Source organism: uncultured Jatrophihabitans sp., assembly GCF_964244045.1.
In the GTDB taxonomy this organism is placed as follows: domain Bacteria; phylum Actinomycetota; class Actinomycetes; order Mycobacteriales; family Jatrophihabitantaceae; genus Jatrophihabitans.
The window spans coordinates 127,910-144,427 of sequence record NZ_CAXTHK010000001.1 but is presented as its reverse complement, the minus strand read 5'-3'; the positions used below and the strand labels follow the sequence as shown (position 1 = coordinate 144,427).

The window sequence follows — 16,518 nt, the reverse complement described above, 5'->3', positions numbered from 1 at the left end:
CGCGATCAGAGCTGCAGGTGCAACCGCAATGCCTCGTCCAGCTCGGCCATGAGCTCGGCCGGCACCCGGCCGAGGGCCGGGCCGAGACGCTCGACGGCCACCGACCGCACCTGTTCGGCCTGCGCCTTGGAATCCTGCCGAAGACCGGTGCGAGCTGCCGGCAGCAGCGCCTGGAACGGGAACACGCGAGAGACGTTGGTCGTGACCGGGACAACCGTGATCACGCCACGACCCAGGTGTTGCGCAGTGGAATTTGCCCGGTCGTTGCTGACGACGACTGCAGGCCTGCGCTTGTCAGCCTCGTTACCGCGGGCCGGCTCGAGGTCGACCAGCCGGATCTCACCGCGCCGCATCGGACAGCCCGTCGCCGGTCGCGACATCCCACACCGCCGGCTCGCCCGACGCCTCCCACTCGTCCCAGGCCGCCGCGTAGTCGTCCTCGAGATGGGTCAGCTGGAGCATGCGCACCGCCCGGTGCAATGCCGCGGAACGTGAGGGCAGACCTGCTGCGCGGGCGAACCGGTCAAGAATGGCGATGTCCTCGTCAGGCAGGCTCACACTGATCTTCACACCGGGATGCTACCGCAGTAGCACCGACACCTCAGACAGGTCGCGACGCGTCATTCGGCAGAAACATGGCCGCACTAGCGTCCCGCTCGTGACGGTCGCTGCGGACACCATCGCCGAGTTCGTGAACCGGGTCGGCTCCGACATCGGTGTGGAGGCGGTCAGCCTCGACGAGCAGCGCCGGGAGCGGCTCTCGGTCGACTGGGCGCACATGTCGCCGATTCTCACCGCCCGGTTGCCGGCCGGTCTCGCCGACGTCGTGGTCACCCCGCGCACGGCCGACGAGATCGCCGTCGTCGTCCAGCACGCCTACGACCTCGACGTCCCGGTCACCGCACGCGGCACCGGTCTGGGCAATTACGGGCAGGCCATCCCGCTGTTCGGTGGCGTGCTCATCGACGTCAGTGAGTGCCGGCAAGTCGTCAGCATCGACGACGCCACTGTGACCGCCGAGGCCGGCGTGCGGATGCGCGACCTCGAGGACGCGCTGGCCGAGCACGATCGCGAGCTGTGGATGTACCCGTCCACCAAGGGCTCGACGCTCGGGGGCTTCCTGGCCGGTGGCAGCGGCGGCACCGGTTCGCTGCGGCATGGCACGAACGCCGATGGCTTCGTCACTGCGCTCGACGTCGCGGCCGCCGATGGGCTGCCCGGCCTGCGCCACGTCGAGGGGCCCGACACCCTGCCCTTCGTCCACGCCTACGGCACCACCGGCATCATCGCCCGCGCCACCGTGGGCATCGACCCGGTGCACGAGTGGATCGCGATGTTCGCGGCCTTCGACCGTTTCGAAGACCTGGTCGCCGCCATGCGCGCGCTGGTCGACGACCTGCCCGAGACGCCCCGATTGATCTCGGGTGACGAGGCGCTGATCGCGTCGTTCCTGCCCCGCGACAAGGCGATCGATCCCGAGCGGCTCTCACTGCGCGCGATCCTGGAGGGCTCGACCGTCGACGCGGCTCGCGCCGTGGTCGCCAAGCAAGGCGGCGACGTGCTCGACGTCCGTCCCGGCATGAAGGGCTCCGACCGCGTGACGTCGCTGTCCTACAACCACACGACCTTCCACATGCAGAAGAAGAAGCCCGACTACTGGTTCCACCTCGAGGTCGGCGGCGACGTGCTTGGCGACAACGCCGACGCGGTGCGTGCCGTGTACGCAGACAGCACGCTGCACCTGGAGAAGATGCCCGGCACCCTCGGCGGCATGCTGATGGCGCCGTTCGTCAGCGAGAACGACGTGTACCGGGGCATGGACGAGTTGCGCGCGCTCGGGGTCGGCATACACAGCCCGCACACCTGGACGCTCGACCGGCGCATCGACGGGATCCGCGCCGTGCTCGACAGCTACGACCCAAAGGGCCTGCTCAACCCGGGCAAGCTCGCCGCCGCCTAAGGGAGCCGCCGTGCCCGAGTACATCGACCTCACCGGGCCGGCGTCGGCCGACGTGCTCGGCCCCGACTCGGTCGTGCTGCTGGGCATGGGTGCGATCGAGCAGCACGGCGCGCACCTGCCGGTCTCGACCGACTACACCGTCGCCGACGCGTATTCCAGGGCGGTCACCGCCGAGGTCGAGGGCGAGCTCGACGTGTGGCGGTTGCCGACGCTGGCCTTCACCAAGTCCGACGAGCACGCGTGGTCCTCGGGCACGATCTGGCTGTCGTGGGACACGCTGATGCGCGTGCTCGTCGACATCGGGCGGTCGGTGGCAGCGTCGCCGGCGCGGCGGCTGGTGTTCCTGAACGGGCACGGCGGCAACAGCGCCCTGCTCCAGGTGGCCTGCCGCGAGCTGCGCCGCGAGTTCGGCCTGCGCACGTTCCTCATGCACGCCTCGGTGCCGGTCGACCAGGGTGGACGCAGCACCGCCGCGCCCGAGGACGAGCTCGGCCTGGGCGTCCACGGCGGGTACAGCGAGACGTCGATCATGCTGCACCTGCGCCCTGACCTCGTGCACATGGAGCACGCTGTCCGCTCCGTACCGGAACGTATGGCGAACTACAAGAAGATCGGGTTCGGCAAGCCGGTCAGCTTCGGCTGGCTGTCGAACGACTTCGGGACGGACGGAACGATCGGCGATCCCACCGGCGCCACGGCCGAGGCCGGCAAAGCGCAGTTCGAGGCCAGCGTCGCCGGGTGCGTCGAGTCCCTGCGCGAGATCGCGACCTTCCTGCCCGGCTGAGACATAGTTCGATCCGCACGTCCCGTGCGTCTGTAGGACTGTGGGGACCGTGTCGATCGACAGCGAGCAGAGCCGTGCCGCGCTGTACGCGCAGCACTACCTCGGCCTCGTGCGCCTGGCCAGGCAGTTCGTCGACGATCTGGACACCGCCGAGGACGTCGTGCAGGACGTCTTCGCCGGCCTGCCCGACACGACGCCGACCGACCCGTTGCGCTACCTGCGCCGTGCGGTCGTCAACCGATGCCGTTCGGTACTGCGTCGCCGGCGAACGGTGCGTTCCTATCTGCAGCGTGCGCCGGACCTCCCCGGCGACGCTCCGGCCGCAGACGTCGATGTCCTCGGTGCCGAGGGCGACCGGGTCGTCCTCGCTGCCATCGCCGCGCTGCCGCGCCGGCAGCAGGAGGTCATCGTGCTGCGGTACTACGAGGACCTGTCCGTAGCAGAGGTCGCCGCGGTTCTCGGCATCCGCGCCGCCGCGGTGTCGACCTCGACGCGTCGCGCGCTGGCCACCCTCGAACAACGCCTGGAAGGCCGACCATGAGTGAGCTCGAACAACAGGTGCGAGATGCCCTGCACCGGCGGGGTGCCGCGGTCACGCCGGCGCTGTTGCGTCCTGAGGTCGGCCGATCGCCGGCCCGCCCGCCTCGTCGTCCGTGGTCGTGGTTGACCCCGGTCGCGGCGGCGTTGAGCGTCCTCGTTGCCGTTGTCATCGTGGTCGCCGTATCCCGTGGGGGATCCTCCGACGACAAGACCGGCTCGGGCCGCACCGCCGCAGCGGCGCTGGCCGGCACCGAGTGGCGACTCACTGAGGTGCGTTATCCCGACGGCCGGCAGGTCGCCGTTTCCGATGGCGTCGGGGCTTACATCGCTTTCGACAGTGACGGCGTCTCGTTCGGCGGCTCCGACAGCGTGAACAGTTTCAGCGGGAAGTATTCGGTCGAGCGGGGCGGAAGCCTGAAGGTGAGTGATGGGGCGATAACGCTGGTCGGCTACGCCGGCAGAGATCTGGGGAGACTGGCCGCTCTCGACGGGCTCGGCGCCTTCATCGGCAGCGGGGCCGGCGTAGCCGTGGACGTCAACGGTCACCACCTGCAGCTGTCGGCCAAGGGCTTCACGTTGACCTTCGCCTACGGCGCGCCGGTGGCGACGTCGTCCCAGCCTCGACCGGCCGAACCCAGCTGAGCGTCCGCTCCGCGAACCCCGACCCCTTGCAGTGGCGGGGCGGGTGGGGCGACCGACTACGGCGCGGCGTACGAGCCGGACGAGCGCCAGGCCCCGGGACCGGGGTGGAGCTGGCGGCGGTGCTGCCGGGCGGGATCGCGCCAGCCACCGCGCAACACTGGCGGTTCCGGTTCGTCCCCACCGCCCGTCGCGGCCAGCAGCGCGGTCAGCACCGCGACGTCCTCGGGCGACGCATCACCGCGGACGATGCGGAGGGTCGTTTCAGCGTCGCTCACGATTTCGCTCCTGGTCTCGACCGCTCACTTCGTTCGGGTCGATCCTGCGGCGCGAGCTCGCCTTCGGCTCGCGCGATGACATTGTTCGCTCCGCAAGCGTCGCTCACAGGGGAATGTTCCCGTGCTTCTTGGGCGGCAACGTCTCACGTTTGTTGCGCAGCATCCGCAGCGCCCGGATGACGTACGGACGGGTCTGTGCGGGGGGGATCACCGCGTCGAGATAACCACGGTCGGCGGCGACATAGGGATTGACGAGGGTGTCCTCGTACTCCTGCACGAGTTCGGCCCGCAGCGCCTCCGGGTCATCGGCCGCGGCGAGGCGCTTGCGGTGCAGGATGTTGGTCGCCCCCTGCGCGCCGACGACCGCGATCTGCGCCGTGGGCCAGGCCACGTTGATGTCGGCACCCAGGTGCTTGGAGCCCATGACGTCGTACGCGCCGCCGAAGGCCTTGCGGGTGATCACCGTGACCTTGGGTACGGTCGCCTCGGAATACGCGTAGATCAACTTTGCGCCGCGTCGGATGATGCCCTGATGCTCCTGCTGCACGCCGGGCAGGAAGCCGGGCACGTCAACCAGCGTCAGCACCGGCACATTGAACGCGTCGCAGGTGCGCACGAAGCGGGCGGCCTTCTCGGAGGCGTCAATGTCCAGGCAACCGGCGAAGTGCATCGGCTGGTTGGCCACGACACCGACCGGATACCCCTCGACCCGCCCGAAGCCGACGATGATGTTCTGCGCGAACAGCGCCTGCACCTCGAGGAACTCACCGTCGTCGACGAGGTGCTCGATGATCTCGTGCATGTCGTACGGGGTGTTCGCGGAGTCCGGGATGAACGTGTCCAGGAAGGCGTCCGACCCGTCGACCACGTCGGACACCTCGGTGTCGTAAACCGGGACGGGATCCAGGTTGTTCGAGGGCAGGTAGGACAGCAGCGACTTGACGTAGTTGATCGCGTCCTCCTCGTCCGAGCCGAGGTAGTGCGCGTTTCCGCTGGTGGTGTTGTGCGTGCGCGCTCCACCCAGTTCTTCGAGGGTGACGTCCTCGCCGGTCACCGTCTTCACCACGTCCGGGCCGGTGATGAACATCTGCGAGGTCTTGTCGACCATGACGATGAAGTCGGTGAGCGCGGGGGAGTAGACGTGCCCGCCCGCGGCCGCGCCCATGATCAGCGAGATCTGTGGGATGACGCCCGACGCGCGGACGGTGCGGTGGAAGATGTCGCCGTAGAGGCCGAGCGAGACGACGCCCTCCTGGATGCGCGCGCCGCCGCCCTCGTTGATGCCGACGACCGGGCAGCCCGTCTTCATCGCGAAGTCCAGGACTTTGACGATCTTTTCTCCGTACACCTGACCCAGCGCGCCGCCGAAAACGGTGACGTCCTGGCTGAAGACGCACACCGGCCTGCCGTCGACCGTGCCGCAACCGGTGACCACGCCGTCGCCGAACGGCCGGTTCTGCTCCATGCCGAAGTTGGTGGAGCGGTGCCGGGCGAAGGCGTCGAACTCGGTGAACGAGCCCTCGTCGAGCAGTGCCTCGATGCGCTCGCGCGCCGTCATCTTGCCCTTGGCGTGCTGCTTCTCGACGGCCCGGGCGGAGCCCGCGTGCACCGCCTCCTCGAAGCGCCGGTCCAGGTCGGCCAGCTTGCCGGCGGTGGTGTGCGGGTCGAGTGCGTCGGACGCGGGGGCGGTCGCGTCGGCGGGATCGGCTGCCATGGGCCGCAGCTTATTCGGCCGCGTTGCCGGGCTGCCCACGGAGGTGACGCACGGCTCGCGCTCGCTACGGTGGCAAGGTGCCGGACCGTTCACCTCTGGACCTGAACCGTATCCGTGCGGCGGCCGGCGAGGCCTGGCCGCGCATCCGGATCGTCGAGCGCACCGCGTCCACCAACGCCGACCTCGTCGCCGACGCCGGGGTAGCCGACCGCAGCGTGCTGGTGGCGGAGGAGCAGACCGCCGGCCGGGGCCGACTCGACCGGAGTTGGTCCTCGCCGCCCCGCTCCGGGCTGACCTTCTCGATCGCGCTGCGGCCGGGCGTCCCGCTGGAGCACTGGGGTTGGCTGCCGCTGCTCTGTGGAGTCGCGACGGTCGAGGCCGTGCACGACGTCGCTGGGGTCGACGTGGTGCTCAAGTGGCCGAATGACGTCCTGGTGGGCGAGGCCAAGGTGGCCGGCATCCTGGCGCAGAGTGCCGGCGGGGTGGCCGTTGTCGGCATCGGGCTCAACGTGTCGACGACGCGGGACGAGCTGCCGGTGCCGACCGCGACGTCACTGCAGGGTGCGGGCGCGACCGGAACGTTGGACCGCAGCGTCTTGCTCGGCGGGATCCTCGCTCATCTCGGTCGTTGGCTCGAGCGCTGGTACGCCGCCGCCGGCGACGCGGTCGGCAGTGGGCTCGCGGGCGCCTACCGCGCGGCCTGCGCCACTCTCGGCAGCCAGGTGCGCGTCTCGCTCGGCGACGGGCGCACGCTCGAGGGCCTCGCGACCGATATCGACGGCTACGGGCGCATCGTCGTCCTCGACGGCAACGGCCCCCACGCCGTCGGCGCGGGAGACGTCGAGCATCTTCGGTTCAGCCGCTAGCCTCGCGTCATGCCCTACCCGGAGAAGTTGCTGGCCAACGACGAGCAGGTCGTGGAGCACCTGCATCCGCACTGGATCACACTCGTCCCGGCCACCCTCTGGTTGGTCGTCATCTGTGCGGGCGCCGGTGTCGGCGTCTACTTCGCGCCTGACAACGGCACGAAACGCACTGTCGTGCTGCTGATCATCCTGGCCGTCGCCGTTCTGTTGCTGTCGATCCTCACGCTCGCTCCGTGGATCCGCTGGCGCACCACCCACTTCGTGCTGACCACCCACCGGGTGCTCATCCGTCGCGGCGTCCTGACCCACACGGGGCGCGACATCGCGCTGCAGCGCATCAATGATGTGGCCTTCACCCAGTCGCTCTGGGACCGCATGGTCGGCGCCGGCACGCTCGTGATCGAGTCCGCCGGCGAGCACGGCCAGGAGCAGCTGAAGAACGTGCCGCACTCCGACGACGTGCAGCAGACGCTCAACCGGCTCATCGAGGAGGACGACTCGCGTCGCTCGCGCCAGTGAGCAGACACCGAGCGGCGGGTACCTGATCGGTATGACTGTTCCCGACATCCTGCTCAATGACGGCAAGACGATCCCGCAACTCGGCTTCGGGGTCTTCCAGATCGAGCCCGGCGACACGGTCGAGGCCGTCACCCGCGCGCTCGAGATCGGCTACCGCCACATCGACACCGCCGAGATGTATGGCAACGAGAAAGAGGTCGGCGAGGCCATCGCGAAATCCGGCATCGACCGTTCTGAGGTGTTCATTACCAGCAAGCTGAACAACGGCTACCACCGCCCCGACGACGCCCGCAAGGCCTTCGACGACACGATCGCGGCGCTCGGCGGGGACTACGTCGATCTATTCCTCATCCACTGGCCGTTGCCGACGCGCTACGACGGCGACTTCGTGTCGACCTGGAAGACGTTGGAGGAGTTCTACCACGACGGTCGGGCGCGTTCGATCGGCGTCTCGAACTTCCAGGCGCACCACCTGCGCCGGCTGCACGAGGAGACGATCGTGCGGCCGGCCGTCAACCAGATCGAGGTTCACCCGTTCCTCGTCCAGGACGAGCTGCGCGCGTTCTGTCACGAGCACGAGATCGCGGTCGAGGCATGGTCGCCGATCGCCCAAGGGGCGGTCCTCGACGACCCGACCGTCACCGAGATCGCCGGCCGCGTCGGCAAGTCGCCGGCCCAGGTCGTGCTTCGCTGGCACGTTCAGCGCGGTGACATCGTCTTTCCCAAGTCCGTGACCCCCGCCCGGATGCAGGAGAACTTCGACATCTTCGACTTCGAGCTCGAGGACATCGACGTGGCCATGATCAGCGGCCTGGACCGCGGCGAGCGCACCGGCCCCGACCCCGACACGTTCGACATGATCCCGTCCTGACAGGCGGCCTCAGTTCTCGCCGGTGTTGGTGAGCCGGGACGCGAGCACGCTCGGGTCGGCGTTCCACTTCTGCGACGTGCTGCCGTCGCACGTCGAGACGATCACCTTGAGATAGAGGTTGTTGCGTAAGTCGTTGGCCGGACCGCTGCTCAAGCACCGGCCCAGGCTGTCCACAATCGTGTACACCCGCGCGTACGACAGCGGCCTACCCGCGCTGTCCTTCGTCTGGTAGTACGTCCAGTTGCTGGTGCACGCCCTCGACACGGTGACATACCCGCCGGTGGCCGTGGGGCTCTGCATGCAGTAGTTGACGCCGTTGTTCGTCGTGGTCAGCGTTCCGGTGCGGGGCAGCCCGGACGAGCCCGCAATGTTCAGCCCAGGTGAGAACACCTGGTTCCAGTCGAGGTTGGCCGACGATGGATTGGTCTTGCAGGTGTACAGCTGAAGGTATGGCGTGTTCGGGTCCTTTCCGGCCACGTCGACGCAGTTGGCGAAATTCCGGTAGTTGACAATGTTGCCGTTTGCGCCACCGGCCGAGCCGTCCCCGGTGGTCGCTGACGGAACCCAGGTTTGCTGCGTGTCCGTGACGTTGTTGACGGTGCACGTCTGCAGCAGCAGCGGGGTGTCAGCGGTCTGCGTGGCAGCGCTGATGCAGGTGTTGTCGATGTCGGACTGATCGGTTTTCGCGCCTTCCAGGTGTGCGCTGCTGTCGACGCTCCACTGCTGGTTCCAGGGCGAGCTGCCCAGGGCGTAACACGGTTGGAAGACGATGGCGCGGCCGGCGACGTGTGTGACGGGCGAGGTGTCGAGGCACAGGCCGGTCGGGTAGGTGGTGGTCACCGACGACACCAGTTGGATGCTCAGGTCCGACCGGTAGGCGAACACCTGGCTCGCGGCCGGCGGTACAGATGTGCTGCAGGGCTCGAGAAGAATGCGTGCGCCCGCTACCGGCGTCGCTGACTTGGCGTCCATGCACCATTTGGCGTTGCCGCTCGAGTAGAGCTGGATCTCGCCGCCCGGGATGTTCACGTCGTCGGTCTGGAAGATGTACGTGGTGGTGAGCGTGCGCCCCTTACTCGCCGAATTCGGGTTAGCGGTATCGACGCCGGTCGACGTGATCTTTGCATACCGAGGGGTATGGGCGCCGCTCGTGCTGTCGTACGGTCCCCCACCGCTGGAGCACGCCATCGGCGTAGCTCCCTTGGCCGGGTCGCTCGAGTAGTAGGAGACGGTCACGGTGTAGGTCATCGTTCCGGACGCGTTTGCCGCACCGGTGACGGGCGTGCACGGCAGCGAGTCGGAGTTGCCGAACGTCTTGCCATCGGTTCCGGTGGACTTGGCAGCGCGCAGCTGGCCGAGCATGACGTCGACGCCGGCCTGCGCGGCGTCCAGCGATCGGACGCGGGAGGCGCTGAACCGGGTGGAGCTGAACTGGTTGACGATGATGCTCAGCAAAAGCGAACCTATGGTGGCGCCGACGAGGATCACCAGCAGGAGCATCGCGATGTTGCCGCTGTCGTCACCGGGGCGCGGCAGGCGTCCCCGTAGGAGATCCCTAGCCCGACGGTTCACGGTCGTCCCCATTGCTGGCAGGTGGTCGCATTGCTGGCCAGCGAAACGTCGCTGTTCAGCGCGGTGAAGGTCAGCTGGGCGCGGTTCGTCGCCGTCGTGGCATTGCCGGAAGTGGACACCAGCACCACCTGCAGCCGTTGGAAGGTGGTGCTCGCCGCCGACGACGCGGCTGGCGCGGTGAAGGGCACGTCGGCCGAGCCGGTCGCGGCCGCGCCGTTCGTGAGAGAGCTGGCGATGGCGGTCCATCCCGAGGCCGTGCCGGCGGTGCCGTTGGTGATCGCCCAGGTGCGCTGTTGCAGCTTGTTCGAGTCGATGCGCAGCTGGGTGCAGGTGTCGGACCCGGCGACCGACGTGGGCGGTGAGTCCAGCTCGACGTACCAGTCGCCGGACGCCGCGGACACCCCTGGTGTGCTGATCGCGCTGGCGTAGCGGATGGTCTTGTCGAGCCGCAGGAACGCCTGGTTGGTCTGGCTGGCCGAGATGGAGGTCGCCTCGACCTTGTTCGCGGTCTGGGTCATCATGAGCGTGGCGGTGAGGAAGATCGACATGAAGACCGTCATGACCGCCATGCCGACCAGCAGTTCCATCAGTGTGGTGCCCTGATCGTCGTCGGCAAGGCGGCGCAGCCGGCTGCGCACAGCGTGAACCCCTGCGCTCATGACACCAACACCGAATCGGACACCGCGCTGGTTGCCGACGTGCCGTTCGCATTCACCGCGGCGACGCTGAACGTGTAGGAGCCGCCGCTCGTCAGACCGGTGAGGGTCTGCGAGGTCGCGGTGGAGCCGTAGCTCACCGGCGTCTGCGCGAAGCCGTCCAAGTAGGGCGTGACGACGTAACCGGTGATCGGGCTGCCGGCGACCTGCGTCGGCGCGGTCCACGACACCGTGGCCGTCGCGACGCCGGCACTCGCGGTGGGAGCCGCCGGTGTCGGCGGGGTGAGCGTGGTCAACGCGGTCACGTTCGCCTGGTCCGCCGCGAACTGGAACGCCTGGACGTCGTCAACCGCGCCGCCGAACCAGTAACGGCTCGAGCCGCTCTTCGACCGGCCGACGACGAACGAGCCGGTGCCTTCGAATCCGCTCGTGAACGCCACCGGCGAGCCCTGACGCACGCCGTTGACAAAGAGCGAGACCGTCTTCGCGACGCTGTCGTACACCGCGGTGAGCTGGTACCACTGGCCGGCCGTGATGGTGGACGTCGCGGTATTCACGGTGATCGTCGCCGTGGTCGAGTCGCTCGCCGGTCGCGCCAGTGCCCAATGCCCGCCGGTCGCGACGATCGCGAAGGCACTCACGTTCGTGCCGTCGACGCTGGCCACCGTGCCGGTGTTGCTGCCACTGGCTGTCGCGGAGTCCGCCCTCGCGTACGCGGTGACCGTGAAGCTCTGGCTGGTGTCGATGGCCGGGCCGCTGCCGGTGACCGCCCCGTCGGCGGCATTGAGCTGAACCGCGTTCGGTCCGACCACGCCGGGAGTCCAGGAGGCCCCGCCGCTGAGCGTTCCGCCGACGTTCGCCGGCGAGCTGTCGTTGGCCGTCGTGCCGCTGCCCTCGTCCAGCGGCCAGTACAGCGCCTGCGGCAACTGCGCGACCGCGTCGTCGGACAGCGCGCTGCCGTAGGCCCGCACCTCGTCGATGGAGGCGTTGGCGTAGTTCGCGGCGCTGCCGCCGGCCTTGCCCCGGCCGATCACGAACTTGCCCGTGCCGGCTGCGTTCCACCCGGTGCTGTAGGCGACGGAGCTACCTTGCTTGACTCCGTTGACGTACAGCGCCAACGTGTCGGCCGTCGAGTTATGCACGCCGGTGAGGTGGTACCACTGGCCGACGGTGGGCGCGCTGATGGCGCTCACTGTCGTCACCGTAGCGCTCGCGGAGTCCGACGCCGCGCGGGAGAAGACGAACTTGCCGACGGTCGAGTTGTACTGCAACGCGAAGGCGCTGACGTTCGTACCGTCCTGGCTGACGAAGGTCTGCGTCGTCGAGGTGTTGTTCAGCCGGACCCATGCCGAGACCGTGAAGTCGCCGCTGGTGTCGAGCACGGTGCCGCTGGCGGTCGCGGCCACGTTGCCGGCCAGGTTCAGTGCGTACGCGCCCTGAGCCGCCGCGCCGGAGCGGGTGTAGGTGCCGGTCAGGGCTGCCTGGTGGCCGCCGCCCGAGGAGTCGGCAGCGGTCGCTCCGCTCGCCTCGTCGAAGGCCCAGCGACCGACGAGTGGGGCGGTCACCGTCCAGGTGAACGACGCGCTGGTGGCAGTGGCCCCCGAACTGTCCGTCACCGTGATGGTGACGCCGGAGAACGTCTGCGGTGCGCTCGTGACGGTGCCGGACACGACACCGGCGCTGCTGATCGACAGGCCGGCCGGACCGCCGTTGAGCCGGTAGGCGCACGGTGCGTTCGGGCAGGACTTGGTCAGCGTCAGGTTGACCGCGGCATTGTTGACGGTGCTCTGGTTACCGGGCGACGTCACGGACGGTGCGGGGGTGATCGTCCAGGTGAACGTGCCGGTGTCCACCGCGACCCCGCCGGCGTCGGTCATGGTGACCTTCACCGAGCTGGCGGTACCGGTCATGGTCGGCGTGCCGGTGATCCGGCCGTTGCCGCCGATGGTCAGACCGGCCGGTGCACCGCTGAGCGCGTAGGTGCACGGAGTGTTGGGACACGTCGAACTGATCGCCAGGATGAGCGCGGTGTTGACGGTGCTCGTCTGATTGCCGGGTGATGTGATCGTCGGCCGGGCATAGACCGTGATGGTGAACGGTGCGGTGCTGGCGGTGGCGCCCGCGGCGTCGGTGATCGTCGCGGTCACCGCGTTGGAGACGCCTGCCGTAGTGGGCGTGCCGCTGATGACGCCGGTGGCGCTGTTGATGGTCAGGCCCGGTGGCGCGCCGGCCAGCGCGAAGGTGCACGGCGTGTTCGAGCACGTCGAGCTGATCGAATAGCTGACCGGCACGCCGACGTAGGCGCTCACGTTGCCGGGCGTGGTGATCGTCGGCGCCGCCAGGATGGTCCAGGTGAACGATGCGCTGGTGGCGGTGGCGCCGGAAGCGTCGCGGATGGTGACCGTGGAGCTCGTCGCGCCGGCGGTGGTGGGGGTTCCCGAGATGACACCGGTCGAGGCGTTGATCGTCACACCCGCGGGCAGACCGGTCGCACTGAAGGTGCACGGCGCATAAGAGCAGGTCGAGGAGACGGTCAGCGTGCCGTTCACGCCGGCCGACGTGGTCTGATTGGCCGGCGTGCTCACGGTCGGGGCGGCCCTGACCGTCCAGCTGAACGTCACGAGTTGCTGGTAACCCGACAGCGCGTCGGTCACCGTCAACGAGACCGTGAAGGTGCCCGCCGAGGTCGGCGTGCCGGAGATGACCCCGCTCGAGCTCAGCGTCAGCCCGGGCGGGAGGGTGCTGCCCCCGGTCCAGATGTAGGACCCGGAGCCCTGCGCGGCGCTCAGCGTGAGAGGCGTGATCGTGCGGCCCACCGTGCTCGACTGCGCGCTCGGCCGGCTCGGCAGGCACGGTGCGCCGGTCAGGGTGAGACCGTCGATGAAGTTGCCGGCCGAGGCGTTGCCGCTCGAGGTGCTCGTGGCCGCGACTGCGAAGCGCGTCGTCGTCTGGCCGGCCGGCACGGTGTACACACCTGTGTACTGCACCCACGCGGACGCGCTGTCGGAGATGGTCGCCGAGGTGGCGCCGTTGGGGACCTGGGCGGTCAGCTTGGTCGTCGAGCCCAGCTGTACCTGCATCGTGTCCTGTGCGTTGACGTTGCCGGTCGCGTTGCGAGCTCGGTGCCACAGCGACCACTGCAACACCTGGCCGGGCGTGGTGGGCAGGTCCTGGTAGAGGGTGTCCATTCCGCCGCCGTTGAGTTCGACCCACTGACTGCCGGCCTTCGCGGTGATAGCAGTGCCACCGTTGCCGCTCGTCGCGGCGGCGCTGTTGGACCAGAATTCGATCTGGCCGTTCGAGTTGGTGGTCTTCCACACCAGGCCGGTGGTTCCGTTGGCGACATTGATGAACGCGCCCGCCGCCACGGCGGGGCTCTCGAAACTGCCGTTGCCCAGCGTGACCGCGCTCGCGCATGTCGCCGCTGCGGGCAAGATGGTCCAGCTGAACGGGTCGCTGGTGATCGTCGTGTTCGCCGCGTCGGTGACGGTGACCGACGTAGTCGTCGTCCCTGCGGTGGTCGGCGTGCCCGTGATCAGGCCGGTACTGCCGATGGTCAATCCGGCCGGCGGATTGTTGAGCTGGTACGTGCACGGGGTGTTCGGGCAGGTGGTGGTCAGTTGCAGACTGACGGGCGAGTTCAGCGCGGTTGTCTGGTTCCCCGGTGTGGTGAGGGTCGGTGCGGCGGCGACCGTCCAGGTGAACGTCGAGGTGTCCTGCCGGCCGAACCCGTCGGTGACCCGCACCGTCAGGGGAGCGGACGAAGCCGGTCCCGTCACCGTTCCGGAGATCAAGCCGCTCGGAGACAGGGTCAAGCCGGCCGGCAGGGATCCCGCGGTCAGCTCCCAGTTGTAACCGGGGACGCCGGTGCCCGCCTGCAACGACAGCTGCAGTGCCACGTTGCCGCCGGTGTCGTCGAACTGGTCGCCCGGATCGACGATGATCGGCGCCGCCCGTGGCGGCTGGTTCGCCTTGAAGGTCGGGTCCGGGTCGGCGTTGATCAGGGTGTTAGTGACGTAGTAGCAACCGGTGGGGCAGTTGCCGCTCTTCCAGCTCACCGAGACGACGGCGCGCAGGTACTGAACGGGGCCCGACGTGTTGGGGTCTGCTGGTGGTTTGAGGGCGACTGGAACGCACGCGCCACCTGAGGCGGGCAGCCAGCAGGTGCCGAGGAATTGGGCGACCGTGAACGCCACGGCGCCCGGCTTCTGCGTGCAGAGGGCCGGTCCGGCGGCGCCCTGCGGCGCCGGGTCGCACGTGGGGATCGTCGCGTTGGCGCCAGCTGTCGTCGGGAGGCTGGGATCGGGGTCGCTGGTCTGGTCCATCTGCTGCAGCCACGGCGAGATCGTCGAGATCGCGTTGCCCTTGGCGAACTGGGTCTGGACGCTCTGGCTGCCTCGGCCGGTGACGAGATCGCTCGGCTGCAGCGCACGGAGCTGCTCCAGCGTGGAATTGGCGACCTGAACCGCGCTCTGCGTGGCGCGTTGCCGCGCTACGGCCGCCATACCGGAGACGAACTCGACGCCGATGGCGGCCATGATGAACGTGATCAGAGTGATCGCGATGATGGATTCGAGCAGCACGAAGCCGTCGTCACCGCCGGACAGTCGACGCCGGGCCCGACGGGCGGCCCGGTGGGCGACACGGCGGACGCCGTCCAGCAACGCGTTCATGGTGCGCCGAGACCTCAGTCCGCGGCGAGCAGCTTGCGCAGCTGCGCGACCTGCTGCTCCGACATGGGGGAGGTGAAGATGGTCAGCTGGCTGGTCATGACGACCTTGCTCCCGGTGCTGGTGAAGGACGAGGACGTCAGCAGCGCCCGGCGGGGCCCGTTCTGGATCTTCTTGACGAAGGCGAGCTGGTTCTCGGTCGAGCCGCTCGTGGCAAGTGTGATATTCAGTTGATACTGCGCAGGGCTGCTGGGGGTCGGCCCGGCTGCCGAAGCCGTCGAGGTCGTGCTCGAAGTCGTGGCGGAGTCGGTCGCCGCGGGTGACGCCGGCGCTGCGGCGGCAGAGACGACTGCCGCGGGCGTGCCTACGCTGATGTTCTGCAGGGTCACGCCGGTCGTGGCAGCCGCCTGGGTCACTTCATTCGTGAACTCCGGCAGCGCGCTGGTCGCCGGCAGCGCCGTCAACGCGGCGGCGAGATCGGCCCGCATCGCGGCGATGCCCCTCTGCTGGCGGGCGAGAACGCTCTGGCGGGCCAGCACCGCCGTATTCGCAACGTCGGTGTCGTTCGCCTGGGTCCGGGTGTCGGAGGCAGCACCGAGCTTGGGCAGGATCACCAGGAAGTAGCTGACCGCGACGATCAGCACGGCCAGCGCCGCGCCGCTGGCGAGCCAGGCTCGCCGGCTCTGCAGGGTCTCGAGGTTCATCAGTGGCCTCCGCCGGCGTTGCCGGTGTTCGTCGCCGCAGCCTTGAAGCGGTGCGTGTAGAGCTTGTCGGTCAGCTGCGCGGTGATCGACCAGGTAGCGCGCCCGCCGGACTTCGTGGCCGAGTTGGTCGACGGGATGACGTTGACGACGCCGGCCAGGCCCTGCAGCGCGGTCACGTAGGAGGCGACGTCGACCATGCGGCGGGACACTCCGGAGAGGCTGAGTGTGCCGATGGCCGGCGCGGTGCCACCGACGGTGCCGGCGGACGTCGCACCGGCGGCGGCGTTGAACGTCAGCGCGACCGACGTGAACGTGGTGCCGGCCGGCGCTGCGGCGCGCATCCGCTCGATGAATCCGGCGACGTCGACGTCGGTCGACATCAGTGTCGAGAGCTGGTTGGTGATGGCACTGGTGGCGCTCTGCAGGTTGACGACGTCGGAGTACTTGGCGTTCTCGGCGTTCAGTCGAGCCGTGGTGACCTGGGATGCCGCCAGCTGGTCTTCTGCTGCCGAGGTCTGCCGGGCGGCCCAGACGTAACCCGCGGCGCAGAGCAGCACAACGAGCGCGAGGGCGGCCGCGAGTTGCTTGCGCAGCACTCGCAGGCTGCGAGCGGCAACGAGCTCTGGCGGCGTCAGGTCGGCGACGATTCCCCAGCCGGGCATGCTGGCCCAGAGGTTATCTGCGCCGGGTTCAGCGAGGAGGGTGGTCATGAGCGAGCTCCGCGAGCGAAGGACGAATGTGCATG

Annotated in this window: 16 protein-coding genes; 7 read left to right on the top strand and 9 right to left on the bottom strand. The window is 68.8% G+C overall.

Features of this window, described 5'->3' with window-relative positions; translation table 11 throughout:
• Nucleotides 1–5: 5 nt before the first annotated feature.
• Together ACFFC4_RS00755 and ACFFC4_RS00750 are read right to left on the bottom strand one after the other, a co-directional pair.
• On the bottom strand, nucleotides 6–353 hold the full coding sequence (locus ACFFC4_RS00755; RefSeq protein ID WP_375496776.1) for a type II toxin-antitoxin system PemK/MazF family toxin: 348 nt from the start codon (nucleotides 351–353) through the stop codon (nucleotides 6–8).
• On the bottom strand, nucleotides 340–570 hold the full coding sequence (locus ACFFC4_RS00750) for a ribbon-helix-helix domain-containing protein (RefSeq protein WP_375496774.1): 231 nt from the start codon (nucleotides 568–570) through the stop codon (nucleotides 340–342). Before ACFFC4_RS00750 ends, ACFFC4_RS00755 begins: the two co-directional genes overlap by 14 nt.
• Nucleotides 571–658: 88 nt before the next feature.
• Between ACFFC4_RS00750 and ACFFC4_RS00745 the strand changes: the two genes are divergently transcribed.
• Genes ACFFC4_RS00745 through ACFFC4_RS00730 form a run of 4 tightly spaced genes read left to right on the top strand, consistent with a single transcriptional unit; the run spans nucleotide 659 to nucleotide 3,926 of the window.
• On the top strand, nucleotides 659–1,960 hold the full coding sequence (locus tag ACFFC4_RS00745) for an FAD-binding oxidoreductase (protein ID WP_375496772.1): 1,302 nt from the start codon (nucleotides 659–661) through the stop codon (nucleotides 1,958–1,960).
• A gap of 10 nt (nucleotides 1,961–1,970) precedes the next feature.
• Complete coding sequence (locus tag ACFFC4_RS00740; RefSeq protein ID WP_375496770.1) at nucleotides 1,971–2,744, top strand: creatininase family protein; 774 nt, start codon at nucleotides 1,971–1,973, stop codon at nucleotides 2,742–2,744.
• A 49-nt stretch (nucleotides 2,745–2,793) separates the two neighbouring features.
• The gene (locus tag ACFFC4_RS00735; protein ID WP_375496768.1) at nucleotides 2,794–3,285 is read left to right on the top strand and encodes an RNA polymerase sigma factor; all 492 of its coding nucleotides are present in this window, start codon (nucleotides 2,794–2,796) and stop codon (nucleotides 3,283–3,285) included.
• Complete coding sequence (locus ACFFC4_RS00730) at nucleotides 3,282–3,926, top strand: META domain-containing protein (RefSeq protein WP_375496766.1); 645 nt, start codon at nucleotides 3,282–3,284, stop codon at nucleotides 3,924–3,926. Before ACFFC4_RS00735 ends, ACFFC4_RS00730 begins: the two co-directional genes overlap by 4 nt.
• 56 nt (nucleotides 3,927–3,982) lie before the next feature.
• On the opposite strand, the gene ACFFC4_RS00725 is transcribed toward ACFFC4_RS00730, so the two are convergent.
• A complete protein-coding gene (locus ACFFC4_RS00725) occupies nucleotides 3,983–4,201 on the bottom strand; it encodes an acyl-CoA carboxylase subunit epsilon (RefSeq protein WP_375496764.1) in 219 nt (72 codons plus the stop codon).
• Nucleotides 4,202–4,304: 103 nt separating this feature from the next.
• Complete coding sequence (locus tag ACFFC4_RS00720) at nucleotides 4,305–5,915, bottom strand: acyl-CoA carboxylase subunit beta (RefSeq protein WP_375496762.1); 1,611 nt, start codon at nucleotides 5,913–5,915, stop codon at nucleotides 4,305–4,307.
• A 77-nt stretch (nucleotides 5,916–5,992) separates the two neighbouring features.
• On the opposite strand from ACFFC4_RS00720, the gene ACFFC4_RS00715 reads away from it, so the two are divergent.
• Genes ACFFC4_RS00715 through ACFFC4_RS00705 form a run of 3 tightly spaced genes read left to right on the top strand, consistent with a single transcriptional unit; the run spans nucleotide 5,993 to nucleotide 8,171 of the window.
• Nucleotides 5,993–6,781 (top strand): biotin--[acetyl-CoA-carboxylase] ligase, encoded by a 789-nt coding sequence (locus ACFFC4_RS00715; protein WP_375496760.1) that lies wholly within the window; start codon nucleotides 5,993–5,995, stop codon nucleotides 6,779–6,781.
• A gap of 9 nt (nucleotides 6,782–6,790) precedes the next feature.
• Nucleotides 6,791–7,300, top strand: coding sequence for a PH domain-containing protein (locus ACFFC4_RS00710; RefSeq protein WP_375496758.1), 510 nt, complete (start codon nucleotides 6,791–6,793; stop codon nucleotides 7,298–7,300).
• A gap of 31 nt (nucleotides 7,301–7,331) precedes the next feature.
• On the top strand, nucleotides 7,332–8,171 hold the full coding sequence (locus ACFFC4_RS00705; RefSeq protein ID WP_375496756.1) for an aldo/keto reductase: 840 nt from the start codon (nucleotides 7,332–7,334) through the stop codon (nucleotides 8,169–8,171).
• A gap of 9 nt (nucleotides 8,172–8,180) precedes the next feature.
• On the opposite strand, the gene ACFFC4_RS00700 is transcribed toward ACFFC4_RS00705, so the two are convergent.
• From ACFFC4_RS00700 to ACFFC4_RS00680, 5 genes are all read right to left on the bottom strand, one after another.
• Complete coding sequence (locus ACFFC4_RS00700) at nucleotides 8,181–9,671, bottom strand: ricin-type beta-trefoil lectin domain protein (protein WP_375496754.1); 1,491 nt, start codon at nucleotides 9,669–9,671, stop codon at nucleotides 8,181–8,183.
• Between the two features lie 68 nt (nucleotides 9,672–9,739).
• On the bottom strand, nucleotides 9,740–10,402 hold the full coding sequence (locus ACFFC4_RS00695) for a hypothetical protein (RefSeq protein WP_375496752.1): 663 nt from the start codon (nucleotides 10,400–10,402) through the stop codon (nucleotides 9,740–9,742).
• Entirely contained in the window at nucleotides 10,399–15,072 is a 4,674-nt protein-coding gene (locus ACFFC4_RS00690; protein ID WP_375496750.1) for a putative Ig domain-containing protein, read from the bottom strand. Before ACFFC4_RS00690 ends, ACFFC4_RS00695 begins: the two co-directional genes overlap by 4 nt.
• A 14-nt stretch (nucleotides 15,073–15,086) precedes the next feature.
• The gene (locus ACFFC4_RS00685) at nucleotides 15,087–15,773 is read right to left on the bottom strand and encodes a hypothetical protein (RefSeq protein ID WP_375496748.1); all 687 of its coding nucleotides are present in this window, start codon (nucleotides 15,771–15,773) and stop codon (nucleotides 15,087–15,089) included.
• The gene (locus ACFFC4_RS00680) at nucleotides 15,773–16,483 is read right to left on the bottom strand and encodes a hypothetical protein (RefSeq protein ID WP_375496746.1); all 711 of its coding nucleotides are present in this window, start codon (nucleotides 16,481–16,483) and stop codon (nucleotides 15,773–15,775) included. Before ACFFC4_RS00680 ends, ACFFC4_RS00685 begins: the two co-directional genes overlap by 1 nt.
• Between the last annotated feature and the right edge of the window lie 35 nt (nucleotides 16,484–16,518).